The organism is Staphylococcus sp. T93 (assembly GCF_016743875.1).
Taxonomy (GTDB): domain Bacteria; phylum Bacillota; class Bacilli; order Staphylococcales; family Staphylococcaceae; genus Staphylococcus; species Staphylococcus aureus.
In genome coordinates this window covers 1,554,355-1,571,278 of sequence record NZ_CP068247.1, presented here as the reverse complement: position 1 = coordinate 1,571,278, position 16,924 = coordinate 1,554,355, and the positions used below count along the sequence as shown (strand labels likewise).

The following is a 16,924-nucleotide window of genomic DNA, read 5'->3' as shown; positions in this document are numbered from 1 at the left end:
GATTATATCCTTCGAAAGGAAGTATTGGGCAATGAAAATTCAAGATTATACAAAACAAATGGTTGATGAAAAATCATTTATTGATATGGCTTATACATTATTGAATGATAAAGGCGAAACAATGAACTTATATGATATCATCGATGAATTTAGAGCGTTAGGTGATTATGAGTACGAAGAAATTGAAAATCGTGTTGTACAATTTTACACGGATTTAAACACAGATGGTCGTTTTTTAAATGTTGGAGAAAATTTATGGGGATTACGTGATTGGTATTCGGTAGATGATATTGAAGAGAAAATCGCACCAACTATTCAAAAATTCGATATTCTGGATGCAGATGATGAAGAAGATCAAAACTTAAAATTATTGGGCGAAGATGAAATGGATGACGACGATGATATTCCAGCTCAAACAGATGATCAAGAAGAACTAAATGATCCAGAAGATGAGCAGGTTGAAGAAGAAATCAATCATTCGGATATAGTCATTGAAGAAGATGAAGATGAACTAGACGAAGACGAAGAAGTGTTTGAAGACGAAGAAGACTTCAACGATTAATTTTTTGTTTGACTTTTAGTTGAAAGATGATAAAATTTTATTCGGGCTCCTTTAAATAGGACACGTGTATAAAATTTATACGCTCCCCTTACAGAATTTGTGAGAGGGAGCGTTTTTTTATTTAATTGAGTAAATCAAGAAATGATAACGCAAAAATCAAAGTTGTAAATGATATACATAGTGACATAGCAGTATGGAAACGGTAAGTAAACAGAATTTAATTTTGTCGAATTCGACAAATAAACAACTTGAATGAGCTTGCTTTAATGTTATGTTTTACGTAATTTTTACAATTGATGAGGAAGCATTCCCTTTAATAATTAGGAGGTCAAGACATGACAAAATTTATTTTTGTAACAGGTGGCGTAGTTTCATCATTAGGGAAGGGTATTACAGCATCTTCTCTAGGTAGATTATTAAAAGATAGAGGTCTAAATGTAACAATTCAAAAATTCGATCCATACTTAAATGTTGACCCAGGTACAATGAGTCCTTATCAACATGGTGAAGTATTCGTAACGGATGATGGTGCAGAAACTGACCTAGACTTAGGACATTACGAAAGATTTATTGATATTAATTTAAACAAGTTTTCAAATGTGACAGCCGGTAAAGTGTATTCACACGTATTGAAAAAAGAACGTCGTGGTGATTACTTAGGCGGAACAGTTCAAGTTATTCCGCATATTACAAATGAAATTAAAGAACGTTTATTACTTGCAGGGGAAAGTACGAATGCAGACGTTGTTATCACTGAAATTGGCGGTACAACAGGTGATATTGAGTCATTACCGTTTATTGAAGCGATTCGTCAAATTCGTAGCGATTTAGGTAGAGAAAATGTTATGTATGTTCACTGTACATTACTGCCTTATATTAAAGCTGCTGGAGAAATGAAAACGAAGCCAACACAACATAGTGTTAAAGAATTACGAGGCTTAGGTATTCAACCAGACTTAATCGTTGTAAGAACTGAATATGAAATGACACAAGATTTAAAAGATAAAATTGCATTATTCTGTGACATTAATAAAGAAAGTGTTATTGAATGTCGTGATGCAGACTCTTTATACGAAATTCCATTACAATTAAGCCAACAAAATATGGATGATATCGTTATTAAACGTTTACAATTAAACGCGAAATATGAAACACAGCTTGATGAATGGAAACAGTTGTTAGATATCGTTAATAATTTAGATGGTAAAATTACAATTGGTTTAGTAGGTAAATATGTTAGCTTACAAGATGCATATTTATCAGTTGTTGAATCATTGAAACATGCTGGATATCCTTTTGCCAAAGATATTGACATTAGATGGATTGATTCAAGTGAAGTAACAGATGAAAATGCAGCCGAATACCTTGCAGATGTCGACGGTATTTTAGTACCAGGTGGATTTGGTTTCCGTGCAAGTGAAGGTAAAATTAGTGCAATTAAGTATGCTAGAGAAAACAATGTACCATTCTTTGGTATTTGTTTAGGAATGCAACTTGCAACAGTTGAATTTTCAAGAAACGTATTAGGCCTTGAAGGCGCACATTCAGCTGAATTAGACCCAGCAACACCATACCCAATTATAGATTTATTACCAGAACAAAAAGATATCGAAGATTTAGGTGGTACATTACGCTTAGGCTTATATTCATGTTCAATTAAAGAAGGCACATTGGCACAAGATGTTTATGGTAAAGCGGAAATTGAAGAAAGACATCGTCATCGTTATGAATTTAATAATGACTATAGAGAACAATTAGAAGCAAATGGTATGGTGATTTCTGGTACAAGTCCAGATGGACGTTTAGTAGAAATGGTAGAGATTCCGACAAATGATTTCTTTATTGCTTGTCAATTCCACCCAGAATTCTTATCTAGACCAAATCGTCCGCACCCGATTTTTAAATCATTTATTGAAGCTTCATTAAAATATCAACAAAATAAATAAATTTGCTAATAAAACCGGTACTTTCATTGTTAAACATTGAAAGTACCGGTTTTTCGTATAATTTTAATATTATGTTAGTGACAAGGTATGAAATAACAATAGTGACTTTTATAATTCTAAGTCTCTTGTCATTTCAATCATTTGTGTATAAATGTCATAGTATACATAATTCAATGCCATCGCATGTGGTTGGACAATCTTATCGTAATCTTCAGTGTAGACTATAGGTCTTGGTGTAGATAAATCGATAAAATGTACGAGATGATCAGGGAAATCATCTGTTTTAGGTTTGTTGCTTATTAAGACCACATCGATATCTAAGTCGATAAGTTTTTGAATATCTAATGCAACTTGATCATTATAAAATGGTGCGAATAATAATACACGATCAGTTGAGTCAATTTCTTTAAAGTCTTTAATAGCGTCAAGTTTTCGGCTAGATTTTAAACGCTCATCACTATGTAGAATGAAACTTTCGAAAAACTGTAAATCATCATAACCTTTTACATAAACATAACCTTCGCCACCAATTGCTTGAATTAAACATTGGGCGGCCATTTGAATTTCTAAAGATTGTTTTTCTAGCCTATTAAAGATACCTATTAGTTGTGTGTTTAAGATTTTTGACATCTTTATCCTCCAATCTACTTATAAAATATTGTAATTAATGACTACATATTATGCAACGGCTTAAATTGTATAAAAATGTATACGTTTGCATTTAGTATAACTATCGCATTTTTCAAAAAATACACATTTAATCTGCAGTATTTCAATGCATTGACGCTATTTTTTTGATATAATTACTTTGAAAAATACGTGCGTAAGCACTCAAGGAGGAACTTTCATGCCTTTAGTTTCAATGAAAGAAATGTTAATTGATGCAAAAGAAAATGGTTATGCGGTAGGTCAATACAATATTAATAACCTAGAATTCACTCAAGCAATTTTAGAAGCGTCACAAGAAGAAAATGCACCTGTAATTTTAGGTGTTTCTGAAGGTGCTGCTCGTTACATGAGCGGTTTCTACACAATTGTTAAAATGGTTGAAGGGTTAATGCATGACTTAAACATCACTATTCCTGTAGCAATCCATTTAGACCATGGTTCAAGCTTTGAAAAATGTAAAGAAGCTATCGATGCTGGTTTCACATCAGTAATGATCGATGCTTCACACAGCCCATTCGAAGAAAACGTAGCAACAACTAAAAAAGTTGTTGAATACGCTCATGAAAAAGGTGTTTCTGTAGAAGCTGAATTAGGTACTGTTGGTGGACAAGAAGATGATGTTGTAGCAGACGGCATCATTTATGCTGATCCTAAAGAATGTCAAGAACTAGTTGAAAAAACTGGTATTGATGCATTAGCGCCAGCATTAGGTTCAGTTCATGGTCCATACAAAGGTGAACCAAAATTAGGATTTAAAGAAATGGAAGAAATCGGTTTATCTACAGGTTTACCATTAGTATTACACGGTGGTACTGGTATCCCGACTAAAGATATCCAAAAAGCAATTCCATTTGGTACAGCTAAAATTAACGTAAACACTGAAAACCAAATCGCTTCAGCAAAAGCAGTTCGTGACGTTTTAAATAACGACAAAGAAGTTTACGATCCTCGTAAATACTTAGGACCTGCACGTGAAGCCATCAAAGAAACAGTTAAAGGTAAAATTAAAGAGTTCGGTACTTCTAACCGCGCTAAATAATTAATATTTAGTCTTTAAGTTATTAATAACGTAGGGATATTAATTTTAAAAGAAGCAGACAAAATGGTGTTTGCTTCTTTTTTATGTCGTATAAGTAATAAATAAAACAGTTTGATTTTAAAATGAAAGCGTAAAAATGGTAAAATATATCAAAATTGATTGTGATATAATTATAAGGAAAATGAGCAATTTATGAAAAAAGTTTACGTGAAAACCGTAGAATTAAAACTAAATAATTGTCAAAACAACGTCAATATTTAGTTGAATAATCAGACTTTAGACCATGGTCAAGTGGGGAAGAACAGCATATATTAGTAAAGGTGAATGATTTGTTATTAATCAATCGAAAATAGAAAGACAAGATTTTAACGATTAAAATAAACTATTTTACAAATAAAGTAAAATTAATTTATAATGCTAATAATGCAAAAAATTAAAAAGTAATGGACAAAGGAGATAAATGATATGGCTCAAGAGGTAATAAAAATAAGAGGTGGACGCACACTAAATGGGGAAGTTAATATCAGTGGCGCGAAAAACAGTGCTGTAGCTATCATTCCTGCAACATTATTAGCTCAAGGACATGTGAAATTAGAAGGGTTACCGCAAATCTCTGATGTTAAAACTTTAGTGAGTTTATTAGAAGATTTAAATATTAAGGCATCACTAAATGGTACGGAATTAGAAGTTGATACAACTGAAATACAAAATGCTGCATTACCAAATAATAAAGTTGAATCATTACGTGCTTCATACTATATGATGGGTGCCATGTTAGGTAGATTTAAAAAATGTGTGATTGGTTTACCGGGAGGATGTCCACTTGGGCCACGTCCAATTGATCAACATATTAAAGGATTTAAAGCTTTAGGTGCTGAAATTGATGAATCAAGTACGACATCAATGAAAATCGAAGCTAAAGAGTTAAAAGGTGCACATATTTTTCTAGATATGGTTAGCGTAGGTGCAACAATTAACATTATGCTAGCTGCAGTTTATGCAACAGGACAAACTGTAATTGAAAATGCTGCTAAAGAACCGGAAGTAGTTGATGTTGCTAACTTCTTAACAAGTATGGGAGCTAATATTAAGGGAGCGGGTACATCAACAATTAAAATCAATGGCGTCAAAGAATTACATGGTTCTGAGTATCAAGTTATACCTGATAGAATTGAAGCAGGCACATATATGTGTATCGCTGCAGCATGTGGAGAAAATGTTATATTAAATAATATTGTTCCGAAACATGTAGAAACATTAACTGCTAAATTTAGTGAATTAGGTGTGAATGTTGATGTAAGAGACGAAAGAATTCGCATCAATAATAATGCGCCATATCAATTTGTTGATATTAAAACACTAGTATATCCAGGTTTTGCTACTGATTTGCAACAGCCTATTACACCATTATTATTTATGGCAAATGGTCCTTCATTTGTAACTGATACGATTTATCCGGAGCGTTTTAAACATGTTGAAGAATTAAAGCGCATGGGTGCAAATATTGAAGTTGACGAAGGCACAGCAACGATAAAACCATCAACATTACATGGTGCTGAAGTTTATGCTAGCGATTTAAGAGCAGGAGCTTGTTTAATTATTGCTGGTTTAATTGCTGAGGGTGTAACTACAATTTACAATGTTAAACATATTTATAGAGGTTATACAGATATTGTAGAACACTTAAAAGCTTTAGGTGCAGATATTTGGACGGAAACTGTATAGATTTATCTTGTTTTGTGGTATAATAATTATACTGATTAAAAAATGGTGTTCGTTTACATTCTAAATTTATTGATGAGAGGTGAAGATGATGGAAGTATGTCCGTATCTCGAAGAAACTTTTAAAATACTTGGTAGAAGTTGGAATGGATTAATCATTAATTATCTCTCAAGATGTAATGACTGTTCAGCACACTTTTCCGATATGAAAAGAGATTTGAAAACAATAACACCACGTGCTTTAAGTCTTAAGTTGTCAGAGCTTGCACAATGGGAGTTAGTTGAGAAGCAAATCATTTCTACGAGTCCAGTACAAATTATTTATGTGCTAACTGAAAAAGGTAAAGCGTTAGCAGAGGCTTTACATCCAATTGAAGCATGGGCGCAATCATATGTCGATTTAACAGATCAACGTACTGCTAAATAATTACATGACGTTTAAACATAGCATTGATTATAACTATTTCTAAGTCTTCGCATTATTTGCGATGATGTGGGAATAGTTATTTTTATTTAAAAATATAAAAAAATAGATGCAGCAAAATTTTAAAGCATTTTATTTTGAACATATTAAAAGGGAGCGTATCATAATGGAATGTAATGTTTATATCGTATGCATTACGGATAAATAATATATAAATCATTCTTGAGGAGTGAAAGAATAATGAGAGACTACACAAAGCAATACATTAATGGCGAATGGGTAGAAAGTAATAGTAATGAAACGATAGAAGTTATAAATCCAGCAACCGAAGAAGTAATCGGGAAAGTTGCTAAAGGTAATAAAGCTGATGTTGATAAAGCCGTCGAGGCGGCAGACGATGTTTATTTAGAGTTCCGTCATACATCTGTGAAAGAAAGACAAGCGTTATTAGATAAAATTGTAAAAGAATATGAAAACAGAAAAGACGATATTGTACAAGCTATTACGGATGAATTAGGTGCTCCTTTATCATTATCTGAGCGTGTCCATTATCAAATGGGACTAAACCATTTTGTTGCAGCGAGAGACGCATTAGATAACTACGAATTTGAAGAACGCCGCGGAGATGATTTAGTTGTTAAAGAAGCAATCGGTGTATCTGGATTAATTACACCGTGGAACTTCCCTACAAACCAAACATCATTAAAATTAGCAGCAGCATTTGCGGCTGGTAGTCCAGTTGTACTTAAACCATCTGAAGAAACACCATTTGCAGCTGTTATTTTAGCTGAGATTTTTGATAAAGTCGGTGTTCCTAAAGGTGTATTTAACCTTGTTAATGGTGATGGTGCTGGTGTTGGGAATCCTTTATCTGAACATCCTAAAGTACGCATGATGTCATTTACAGGATCAGGCCCTACTGGTTCTAAAATTATGGAAAAAGCCGCTAAAGATTTTAAAAAGGTATCATTAGAGCTTGGTGGCAAATCACCATATATCGTCCTAGATGACGTAGATATTAAAGAAGCGGCTAAAGCAACAACAGGCAAAGTTGTTAATAATACTGGTCAAGTATGTACAGCTGGTACACGTGTTTTAGTGCCTAACAAAATTAAAGATGCATTCTTAGCTGAATTAAAAGAACAATTTAGCCAAGTGCGTGTCGGTAATCCAAGAGAAGATGGTACACAAGTAGGCCCTATCATTAGTAAAAAACAATTTGATCAAGTACAAAATTATATTAATAAAGGTATTGAAGAAGGTGCTGAATTATTTTATGGTGGTCCTGGTAAACCAGAAGGACTTGAAAAAGGATACTTTGCACGTCCGACAATTTTTATTAATGTAGATAATCAAATGACGATAGCACAAGAAGAAATTTTTGGGCCAGTAATGTCAGTTATCACTTATAACGATTTAGATGAAGCGATTCAAATTGCAAATGATACAAAATATGGTTTGGCAGGATATGTTATTGGTAAGGACAAAGAAACATTGCATAAAGTAGCTCGTTCTATTGAAGCAGGTACAGTAGAAATAAACGAAGCAGGTAGAAAGCCAGATTTACCATTTGGTGGCTATAAACAATCTGGTTTAGGTCGTGAATGGGGCGATTATGGTATTGAAGAGTTCTTAGAAGTGAAATCTATAGCTGGATATTTTAAATAAATTTGATTTTTGAATTAAAAATCGCAATAAAACAGTGCACATGACTAATTAAGTTTTGTGTACTGTTTTAATTTTGCAATTTTTATAAATAGATTTTGTAATTAAAATAAAAATTTGCTATAGTTATTCATGTATTTAAAAGGTTGGGGATTAGCATAATGGGATTGTGCTAGCACAGTTATTTATGCATTGTCATGCCTATCTATTACTTACTAACTAAAAAATAATGAAATGGGTGTAAACTATATGCCTGAAAGAGAACGTACATCTCCTCAGTATGAATCATTCCACGAATTGTACAAGAACTATACTACCAAGGAACTCACTCAAAAAGCTAAAACTCTTAAGTTGACGAACTATAGTAAATTAAATAAAAAAGAACTTGTTCTAGCTATTATGGAAGCACAAATGGAAAAAGATGGTAACTATTATATGGAAGGTATCTTAGATGATATACAACCAGATGGTTATGGTTTTTTAAGAACAGTGAACTATTCTAAAGGGGAAAAAGATATTTATATATCTGCTAGCCAAATTCGTCGTTTTGAAATTAAACGTGGGGATAAAGTAACTGGGAAAGTTAGAAAACCTAAAGATAACGAAAAATATTATGGCTTATTACAAGTTGACTTTGTCAATGACCATAACGCAGAAGAAGTGAAGAAACGTCCGCATTTCCAAGCTTTGACACCACTTTATCCAGATGAGCGTATTAAATTAGAGACAGAAATACAAAATTATTCAACGCGCATCATGGATTTAGTAACACCGATTGGTTTAGGTCAACGTGGTTTAATAGTGGCGCCACCTAAAGCAGGTAAAACATCGTTATTAAAAGAAATAGCGAATGCAATCAGTACGAACAAACCAGATGCAAAGCTATTTATTTTGTTAGTTGGCGAGCGTCCTGAAGAGGTAACAGATTTAGAACGCTCAGTAGAAGCTGCTGAAGTCGTTCATTCAACGTTTGACGAACCACCAGAACACCATGTTAAAGTAGCTGAATTATTACTTGAACGTGCAAAGCGTTTAGTAGAAATTGGGGAAGATGTCATTATTTTAATGGATTCTATAACGAGATTAGCACGCGCTTATAACTTAGTTATTCCACCAAGTGGTCGTACATTATCAGGTGGTTTAGATCCTGCATCTTTACACAAACCAAAAGCATTCTTCGGTGCAGCGAGAAATATTGAAGCGGGTGGAAGTTTAACAATACTTGCAACTGCATTAGTTGATACGGGTTCACGTATGGACGATATGATTTACGAAGAATTTAAAGGAACAGGTAACATGGAGTTACATTTAGATCGTAAATTGTCTGAACGTCGTATCTTCCCTGCAATTGATATTGGCAGAAGTTCAACGCGTAAAGAAGAATTGTTGATAAGTAAATCTGAATTAGACACATTATGGCAATTAAGAAATCTATTCACTGACTCAACTGACTTTACTGAAAGATTTATTCGCAAACTTAAAAGGTCTAAGAATAATGAAGATTTCTTCAAGCAGCTACAAAAGTCTGCAGAAGAAAGTACTAAAACGGGTCGACCTATAATTTAATAAACATTATATAGGGGCTTGCGTTTTGAATTAATTACCTTTATAATTACACAGTATTGGGTAAAAACTCACAAATAACTCTGTTCCAGATGGTTCAGGGCAAAGGAGCTGAAAATAATGAAACAAGGAATTCATCCTGAGTATCACCAAGTAATCTTTTTAGATACTACTACAAACTTCAAATTCTTAAGCGGTTCTACAAAAACATCTTCAGAAATGATGGAGTGGGAAGATGGAAAAGAATACCCAGTTATTCGTTTAGATATTTCATCTGATTCACATCCATTCTACACTGGACGTCAAAAATTCGCTGCTGCGGATGGACGTGTGGAACGTTTCAACAAAAAGTTTGGTCTTAAATCAAACAACTAATATAGTAATCGTTAAGCTGTCTGCATCCTATAATGGAATTGTAGACAGCTTTTTTATTTATAAGCGTAGTAAGGGTATATACTTACGACTGTGTTCAAAGAAGTGACTCAATACCATGTTGTTAATACATAATGATAAATTTCCCCCTTTATTAAAGTTTGTATTGAGTAGAAACATCGCACGAATAAGAAGCAACAAATTAGAATAGCTGTATATAAATATGCAAGACAAATTTATAAAATAATTGTTCATGTACAATATCGATATAATTATGAAAAAGACATTTATGAATATTTGAAATATGATATAATAAAGCGATTATGTTTTGAAAAAGGTGGAACTCTCAATGTATGAAACTTACCATTCCGGTTGGATAGAATGTATTACAGGTAGTATGTTTAGCGGTAAATCCGAAGAACTAATAAGACGTCTAAGAAGGGGTATATACGCTAAACAAAAAGTCGTTGTATTTAAACCGGCGATTGATGATCGATATCATAAAGAAAAAGTGGTCTCTCATAATGGTAATGCCATTGAAGCGATTAATATTTCTAAAGCAAGTGAAATTATGACGCACGACTTAACTAATGTTGATGTTATAGGAATAGACGAAGTGCAATTTTTTGACGATGAAATTGTAAGTATAGTAGAAAAACTATCAGCAGATGGACACCGTGTTATTGTTGCTGGATTAGATATGGATTTTAGGGGCGAACCGTTCGAACCAATGCCTAAATTGATGGCTGTCAGTGAACAAGTAACGAAACTTCAAGCAGTTTGTGCTGTTTGTGGTTCTTCATCTAGTAGAACGCAACGATTAATAAATGGTAAACCAGCTAAAATCGATGATCCGATTATCTTAGTAGGTGCCAATGAAAGTTATGAGCCACGTTGTCGCGCGCACCATATCGTAGCACCTAGTGATAATAATAAGGAGGAATTATAAGTGTTTGATCAATTAGATATTGTAGAAGAAAGATACGAACAGTTAAATGAACTGTTAAGTGACCCAGATGTTGTAAATGATTCAGATAAATTACGTAAATATTCTAAAGAGCAAGCTGATTTACAAAAAACTGTAGATGTTTATCGTAACTATAAAGCTAAAAAAGAAGAATTAGCTGATATTGAAGAAATGTTAAGTGAGACTGATGATAAAGAAGAAGTAGAAATGTTAAAAGAGGAGAGTAATGGTATTAAAGCTGAACTTCCAAATCTTGAAGAAGAGCTTAAAATATTATTGATTCCTAAAGATCCTAATGATGACAAAGACGTTATTGTAGAAATAAGAGCAGCAGCAGGTGGTGATGAGGCTGCGATTTTTGCTGGTGATTTAATGCGTATGTATTCAAAGTATGCTGAATCACAAGGATTCAAAACTGAAATAGTAGAAGCGTCTGAAAGTGACCATGGTGGTTACAAAGAAATTAGTTTCTCAGTTTCTGGTAATGGCGCGTATAGTAAATTGAAATTTGAAAATGGTGCGCACCGCGTTCAACGTGTGCCTGAAACAGAATCAGGTGGACGTATTCATACTTCAACAGCTACAGTGGCAGTTTTACCAGAAGTTGAAGATGTAGAAATTGAAATTAGAAATGAAGATTTAAAAATCGACACGTATCGTTCAAGTGGTGCAGGTGGTCAGCACGTAAACACAACTGACTCTGCAGTACGTATTACCCATTTACCAACTGGTGTCATTGCAACATCTTCTGAGAAGTCTCAAATTCAAAACCGTGAAAAAGCAATGAAAGTGTTAAAAGCACGTTTATACGATATGAAAGTTCAAGAAGAACAACAAAAGTATGCGTCACAACGTAAATCAGCAGTCGGTACTGGTGATCGTTCAGAACGTATTCGAACTTATAATTATCCACAAAGCCGTGTAACAGACCATCGTATAGGTCTAACGCTTCAAAAATTAGGGCAAATTATGGAAGGCCATTTAGAAGAAATTATAGATGCACTGACTTTATCAGAGCAGACAGATAAATTGAAAGAACTTAATAATGGTGAATTATAAAGAAAAGTTAGATGAAGCAATTCATTTAACACAACAAAAAGGGTTTGAACAAACACGAGCTGAATGGTTAATGTTAGATGTATTTCAATGGACGCGTACGGACTTTGTAGTCCACATGCATGATGATATGCCGAAAGCGATGATTATGAAGTTCGACTTAGCATTACAACGTATGTTATTAGGAGAGCCTATACAGTATATAGTTGGCTTTGCCTCATTTTATGGTAGAACGTTTGATGTAAACTCAAATTGTTTGATACCAAGACCTGAAACTGAAGAAGTAATGTTGCATTTCTTACAACAGTTAGAAGATGATGCAACAATCGTAGATATCGGAACGGGTAGTGGTGTACTTGCAATTACTTTGAAATGTGAAAAGCCGGATTTAAATGTTATTGCTACTGATATTTCACTTGAAGCAATGAATATGGCTCGTAATAATGCTGAGAAGCATCAATCACAAATACAATTTTTAACAGGGGATGCATTAAAGCCCTTAATTAATGAAGGTATCAAGTTGAACGGCTTGATATCTAATCCACCATATATAGATGAAAAAGATATGGTTACGATGTCTCCAACGGTTACGAGATTCGAACCACATCAGGCATTGTTTGCAGATAACCATGGATATGCTATTTATGAATCAATCATTGAAGATTTACCTCACGTTATGGAAAAAGGCAGCCCAGTTGTTTTTGAAATTGGTTACAATCAAGGTGAGGCACTTAAATCAATAATTTTAAATAAATTTCCTGACAAAAAAATCGACATTATTAAAGATATAAATGGCCACGATCGAATCGTCTCATTTAAATGGTAATTAGAAGTTATGCCTTTGCTATGATTAGTTAAGTGCATAGCTTTTTGCTTTATATTATGATAAATAAGAAAGGCGTGATTAAGTTGGATACTAAAATTTGGGATGTTAGAGAATATAATGAAGATTTACAGCAATATCCTAAAATTAATGAAATAAAAGACATTGTTTTAAACGGTGGTTTAATAGGTTTACCAACTGAAACAGTTTATGGACTTGCAGCAAATGCGACAGATGAAGAAGCTGTAGCTAAAATATATGAAGCTAAAGGCCGTCCATCTGACAATCCGCTTATTGTTCATATACACAGTAAAGGTCAATTAAAAGATTTTACATATACTTTGGATCCACGCGTAGAAAAGTTAATGCAGGCATTCTGGCCGGGCCCTATTTCGTTTATATTGCCGTTAAAGCTAGGCTATCTATGTCGAAAAGTTTCTGGAGGTTTATCATCAGTTGCTGTTAGAATGCCAAGCCATTCTGTAGGTAGACAATTATTACAAATCATAAATGAACCTCTAGCTGCTCCAAGTGCTAATTTAAGTGGTAGACCTTCACCAACAACTTTCAATCATGTATATCAAGATTTGAATGGCCGTATCGATGGTATTGTTCAAGCTGAACAAAGTGAAGAAGGATTAGAAAGTACGGTTTTAGATTGCACATCTTTTCCTTATAAAATTGCAAGACCTGGTTCTATAACAGCAGCAATGATTACAGAAATACTTCCGAATAGTATCGCCCATGCTGATTATAATGATACTGAACAGCCAATTGCACCAGGTATGAAGTATAAGCATTACTCACCCAATACACCACTTACAATTATTACAGATATTGAGAGCAAAATTGGAAATGACGGTAAAGATTGGTCTTCTATAGCTTTTATTGTGCCGAGTAATAAGGTGGCGTTTATACCAAGTGAAGCGCAATTCATTCAATTATGTCAGGATGACAATGATGTTAAACAAGCAAGTCATAATCTTTATGATGTGTTACATTCACTTGATGAAAATGAAAATATTTCAGCGGCGTATATATACGGCTTTGAGCTGAATGATAATACAGAAGCAATTATGAATCGCATGTTAAAAGCTGCAGGTAATCACATTATTAAAGGATGTGAACTATGAAGATTTTATTCGTTTGTACAGGTAACACATGTCGTAGCCCATTAGCGGAAAGTATTGCAAAAGAGGTTATGCCAAATCATCAATTTGAATCAAGAGGTATATTCGCTGTGAACAATCAAGGTGTTTCGAATTATGTTGAAGACTTAGTTGAAGAACATCATTTAGCTGAAACGACCTTATCGCAACAATTTACTGAAGCAGATTTGAAAGCAGATATTATTTTGACGATGTCGTATTCGCACAAAGAATTAATAGAGGCACACTTTGGTTTGCAAAATCATGTTTTCACATTGCATGAATATGTAAAAGAAGCAGGAGAAGTTATAGATCCATACGGTGGAACAAAAGAAATGTATGTACATACCTATGAAGAACTTGTAAGTTTAATTTTAAAATTAAAAGATATTATTTGCTAGTAGGAATTCTGTATAATTAGTATATGTTAACAGTTAAATAAGTTATAATAGAGGAGTGTAGCACTTTGCTATATTCCTTTTTTATTTTTAGGAAGGGTGGGCTTTTATGAAAGATTTGACAATGTTATTAGACGAATTAAAAGATATGTCCTTTTTTAATAAAGGAGATATATGTTTAATTGGATGTTCAACATCGGAAGTCATTGGCGAAAAAATAGGGACTGTCGGTTCGATGGAAGTTGCAGAAACTATTTTTAATGCATTAGATGTTGTGAGTAAAGAGACAGGCGTTACTTTTGCTTTTCAAGGATGTGAACATATCAACAGAGCGATAACAATAGAAAAATCTCAGTATAATCCATTAACAATGGAAGAAGTTTCCGTCGTTCCAGATGTACATGCTGGAGGGAGTTTGGCAACATACGCTTTTCAGCATATGAAGGATCCGATCGTGGTCGAACATATTACTGTTCCTTGTGGAATTGATATTGGTCAAACGTTAATAGGCATGCATATTAAACATGTATGTGTACCTGTAAGGACCTCAGTAAAGCAAGTAGGACAGGCAATTGTAACTATTGCCACATCTAGGCCGAAAAAGATTGGTGGCGAACGTGCTAAATACCAATAAGTTTTTTTGAAAGAAGGGGAGATTTTATGTCTTATATCACCAAGCAAGATAAAGTTATCGCAGAAGCAATCGAGAGAGAATTTCAGAGACAAAATAGCAACATAGAGTTAATCGCATCGGAAAATTTTGTATCGGAAGCGGTTATGGAAGCACAAGGTTCAGTGTTGACTAATAAGTATGCTGAAGGCTATCCAGGACGCCGATATTATGGTGGCTGTGAGTTTGTAGATGTTACTGAAAGCATCGCAATTGATCGTGCTAAAGCATTGTTTGGAGCTGAACATGTCAATGTTCAACCACATTCAGGTTCACAAGCGAACATGGCTGTTTACTTAGTTGCATTAGAAATGGGCGACACAGTTTTAGGTATGAATTTGAGTCATGGTGGTCACTTGACACATGGAGCGCCTGTTAATTTTAGTGGTAAATTCTACAATTTCGTTGAATATGGAGTAGATAAAGACACAGAACGAATCAATTATGATGAAGTTCGTAAATTAGCGTTAGAGCATAAGCCTAAGCTTATTGTGGCAGGAGCATCAGCATATTCAAGAACAATTGACTTCAAAAAGTTTAAAGAAATCGCAGATGAAGTAAACGCTAAGTTAATGGTAGACATGGCACATATTGCAGGATTAGTAGCGGCAGGTTTACATCCAAATCCAGTAGAATATGCTGATTTTGTAACAACTACAACACACAAAACATTACGCGGACCACGTGGTGGTATGATTTTATGTAAGGAAGAATATAAAAAAGACATAGATAAAACAATTTTCCCTGGTATTCAAGGTGGACCTCTTGAGCATGTTATTGCAGCAAAAGCAGTTGCTTTTGGAGAAGCGTTAGAAAATAATTTCAAAACGTATCAACAACAAGTGGTTAAAAACGCAAAAGTTCTTGCAGAAGCATTAATTAATGAAGGATTTAGAATTGTTTCTGGCGGTACAGATAATCACTTAGTAGCTGTTGATGTAAAAGGGTCTATAGGACTTACTGGTAAAGAAGCTGAAGAGACTTTAGATTCAGTTGGTATCACATGTAACAAAAATACCATTCCGTTCGATCAAGAAAAACCTTTTGTAACGAGTGGTATACGTTTAGGTACACCTGCTGCAACAACGCGTGGATTTGATGAAAAAGCTTTTGAGGAAGTTGCAAAAATCATCAGTTTAGCATTGAAAAATAGTAAAGATGAAGAAAAATTACAACAAGCTAAAGAACGCGTTGCGAAATTAACAGCTGAATATCCTCTATATCAATAAACATACACAAAGATAGGAGTAATTTTTATGAGTAAAGTACACGTTTTCGATCATCCATTAATTCAACACAAACTAAGCTATATTAGAGATGTAAATACAGGTACTAAAGAATTTAGAGAACTTGTAGACGAAGTTGGTATGTTGATGGCATATGAAGTAACTAGAGACTTAGAGCTTCAGGATGTTGATATTGAAACGCCTGTAACTAAAATGACGGCTAAACGATTAGCTGGTAAAAAATTAGCTATCGTTCCAATTTTAAGAGCTGGTTTAGGTATGACTGATGGTATTTTAAGTTTAGTACCTGCAGCCAGAGTTGGACATATCGGTTTATATCGAGATCCCGAAACATTAAAGGCTGTAGAGTATTTTGCTAAGTTACCTCAAGATATTACTGAAAGACAAATCATTGTTGTTGATCCTATGTTAGCAACAGGCGCATCAGCAATTGAAGCTATTACTTCATTGAAGAAACGTGGCGCTAAAAATATTCGCTTCATGTGTTTAATTGCAGCACCAGAAGGCGTAGAAAAGATGCATGAAGCACATCCAGATGTAGATATTTATATTGCTGCACTTGATGAAAAGCTAAATGACAAAGCATATATCACACCAGGGTTAGGCGACGCTGGAGATAGATTGTTTGGTACTAAATAGAAGAATCGGAGATA

Annotated in this window: 17 protein-coding genes; 16 read left to right on the top strand and 1 reads right to left on the bottom strand. The window is 34.1% G+C overall.

Features of this window, described 5'->3' with window-relative positions:
- Positions 1–31: 31 nt before the first annotated feature.
- Positions 32–562, top strand: coding sequence for a DNA-directed RNA polymerase subunit delta (rpoE, locus tag JG553_RS07755; RefSeq protein ID WP_000701483.1), 531 nt, complete (start codon positions 32–34; stop codon positions 560–562).
- A gap of 335 nt (positions 563–897) precedes the next feature.
- Entirely contained in the window at positions 898–2,508 is a 1,611-nt protein-coding gene (locus JG553_RS07750; RefSeq protein WP_000159963.1) for a CTP synthase, read from the top strand.
- Positions 2,509–2,616: 108 nt separating this feature from the next.
- On the opposite strand, the gene JG553_RS07745 is transcribed toward JG553_RS07750, so the two are convergent.
- On the bottom strand, positions 2,617–3,138 hold the full coding sequence (locus JG553_RS07745) for a DUF2529 domain-containing protein (RefSeq protein ID WP_000036005.1): 522 nt from the start codon (positions 3,136–3,138) through the stop codon (positions 2,617–2,619).
- A gap of 217 nt (positions 3,139–3,355) precedes the next feature.
- On the opposite strand from JG553_RS07745, the gene fdaB reads away from it, so the two are divergent.
- From fdaB to upp, 14 genes are all read left to right on the top strand, one after another.
- Positions 3,356–4,216 carry a class IIb fructose-bisphosphate aldolase FdaB gene (fdaB, locus tag JG553_RS07740; protein ID WP_001131841.1) on the top strand — a complete coding sequence of 287 codons (861 nt, stop codon included), beginning with the start codon at positions 3,356–3,358 and terminating at the stop codon, positions 4,214–4,216.
- Positions 4,217–4,681: 465 nt separating this feature from the next.
- Complete coding sequence (locus JG553_RS07735; protein ID WP_000046602.1) at positions 4,682–5,941, top strand: UDP-N-acetylglucosamine 1-carboxyvinyltransferase; 1,260 nt, start codon at positions 4,682–4,684, stop codon at positions 5,939–5,941.
- A gap of 88 nt (positions 5,942–6,029) precedes the next feature.
- Positions 6,030–6,365 (top strand): winged helix-turn-helix transcriptional regulator, encoded by a 336-nt coding sequence (locus JG553_RS07730; protein ID WP_000451438.1) that lies wholly within the window; start codon positions 6,030–6,032, stop codon positions 6,363–6,365.
- Positions 6,366–6,602: 237 nt separating this feature from the next.
- Entirely contained in the window at positions 6,603–8,030 is a 1,428-nt protein-coding gene (locus JG553_RS07725) for an aldehyde dehydrogenase family protein (protein ID WP_001206093.1), read from the top strand.
- A gap of 246 nt (positions 8,031–8,276) precedes the next feature.
- Positions 8,277–9,593 (top strand): transcription termination factor Rho, encoded by a 1,317-nt coding sequence (rho, locus tag JG553_RS07720; RefSeq protein ID WP_001115098.1) that lies wholly within the window; start codon positions 8,277–8,279, stop codon positions 9,591–9,593.
- A 117-nt stretch (positions 9,594–9,710) separates the two neighbouring features.
- Positions 9,711–9,965, top strand: coding sequence for a type B 50S ribosomal protein L31 (locus JG553_RS07715; protein WP_000808968.1), 255 nt, complete (start codon positions 9,711–9,713; stop codon positions 9,963–9,965).
- Positions 9,966–10,311: 346 nt separating this feature from the next.
- Entirely contained in the window at positions 10,312–10,911 is a 600-nt protein-coding gene (locus JG553_RS07710; protein WP_000273356.1) for a thymidine kinase, read from the top strand.
- The gene (gene prfA, locus JG553_RS07705) at positions 10,912–11,988 is read left to right on the top strand and encodes a peptide chain release factor 1 (protein ID WP_000460242.1); all 1,077 of its coding nucleotides are present in this window, start codon (positions 10,912–10,914) and stop codon (positions 11,986–11,988) included.
- The gene (gene prmC / locus JG553_RS07700; protein ID WP_000248735.1) at positions 11,975–12,811 is read left to right on the top strand and encodes a peptide chain release factor N(5)-glutamine methyltransferase; all 837 of its coding nucleotides are present in this window, start codon (positions 11,975–11,977) and stop codon (positions 12,809–12,811) included. The genes prfA and prmC overlap by 14 nt, the downstream gene beginning before the upstream one ends.
- Positions 12,812–12,894: 83 nt before the next feature.
- Positions 12,895–13,941, top strand: coding sequence for an L-threonylcarbamoyladenylate synthase (locus tag JG553_RS07695; RefSeq protein ID WP_000379888.1), 1,047 nt, complete (start codon positions 12,895–12,897; stop codon positions 13,939–13,941).
- On the top strand, positions 13,938–14,357 hold the full coding sequence (locus tag JG553_RS07690; RefSeq protein ID WP_000697334.1) for a low molecular weight protein arginine phosphatase: 420 nt from the start codon (positions 13,938–13,940) through the stop codon (positions 14,355–14,357). Before JG553_RS07695 ends, JG553_RS07690 begins: the two co-directional genes overlap by 4 nt.
- A 106-nt stretch (positions 14,358–14,463) precedes the next feature.
- Entirely contained in the window at positions 14,464–14,988 is a 525-nt protein-coding gene (locus JG553_RS07685) for a TIGR01440 family protein (protein ID WP_000654185.1), read from the top strand.
- A gap of 26 nt (positions 14,989–15,014) precedes the next feature.
- Positions 15,015–16,253: a serine hydroxymethyltransferase gene (gene glyA / locus JG553_RS07680; RefSeq protein WP_000120494.1), complete on the top strand. Its 1,239-nt coding sequence runs from the start codon at positions 15,015–15,017 to the stop codon at positions 16,251–16,253.
- Between the two features lie 27 nt (positions 16,254–16,280).
- Entirely contained in the window at positions 16,281–16,910 is a 630-nt protein-coding gene (gene upp, locus JG553_RS07675; RefSeq protein ID WP_000048712.1) for a uracil phosphoribosyltransferase, read from the top strand.
- Positions 16,911–16,924 lie beyond the last annotated feature (14 nt).

What these genes read in the sequence shown, in the direction of transcription:
- JG553_RS07735 (WP_000046602.1), top strand. Translation starts at nt 4,682, where the DNA reads ATGGCTCAAGAGGTAATAAAAATAAGAGGTGGACGCACACTAAATGGG.
- JG553_RS07685 (WP_000654185.1), top strand. Translation starts at nt 14,464, where the DNA reads ATGAAAGATTTGACAATGTTATTAGACGAATTAAAAGATATGTCCTTT.
- JG553_RS07750 (WP_000159963.1), top strand. Translation starts at nt 898, where the DNA reads ATGACAAAATTTATTTTTGTAACAGGTGGCGTAGTTTCATCATTAGGG.
- prmC (WP_000248735.1), top strand. Translation starts at nt 11,975, where the DNA reads ATGGTGAATTATAAAGAAAAGTTAGATGAAGCAATTCATTTAACACAA.
- JG553_RS07690 (WP_000697334.1), top strand. Translation starts at nt 13,938, where the DNA reads ATGAAGATTTTATTCGTTTGTACAGGTAACACATGTCGTAGCCCATTA.
- JG553_RS07745 (WP_000036005.1), bottom strand. Translation starts at nt 3,138, where the DNA reads ATGTCAAAAATCTTAAACACACAACTAATAGGTATCTTTAATAGGCTA.
- JG553_RS07710 (WP_000273356.1), top strand. Translation starts at nt 10,312, where the DNA reads ATGTATGAAACTTACCATTCCGGTTGGATAGAATGTATTACAGGTAGT.
- JG553_RS07725 (WP_001206093.1), top strand. Translation starts at nt 6,603, where the DNA reads ATGAGAGACTACACAAAGCAATACATTAATGGCGAATGGGTAGAAAGT.
- rpoE (WP_000701483.1), top strand. Translation starts at nt 32, where the DNA reads ATGAAAATTCAAGATTATACAAAACAAATGGTTGATGAAAAATCATTT.
- JG553_RS07715 (WP_000808968.1), top strand. Translation starts at nt 9,711, where the DNA reads ATGAAACAAGGAATTCATCCTGAGTATCACCAAGTAATCTTTTTAGAT.
- JG553_RS07730 (WP_000451438.1), top strand. Translation starts at nt 6,030, where the DNA reads ATGGAAGTATGTCCGTATCTCGAAGAAACTTTTAAAATACTTGGTAGA.
- fdaB (WP_001131841.1), top strand. Translation starts at nt 3,356, where the DNA reads ATGCCTTTAGTTTCAATGAAAGAAATGTTAATTGATGCAAAAGAAAAT.
- rho (WP_001115098.1), top strand. Translation starts at nt 8,277, where the DNA reads ATGCCTGAAAGAGAACGTACATCTCCTCAGTATGAATCATTCCACGAA.
- upp (WP_000048712.1), top strand. Translation starts at nt 16,281, where the DNA reads ATGAGTAAAGTACACGTTTTCGATCATCCATTAATTCAACACAAACTA.
- glyA (WP_000120494.1), top strand. Translation starts at nt 15,015, where the DNA reads ATGTCTTATATCACCAAGCAAGATAAAGTTATCGCAGAAGCAATCGAG.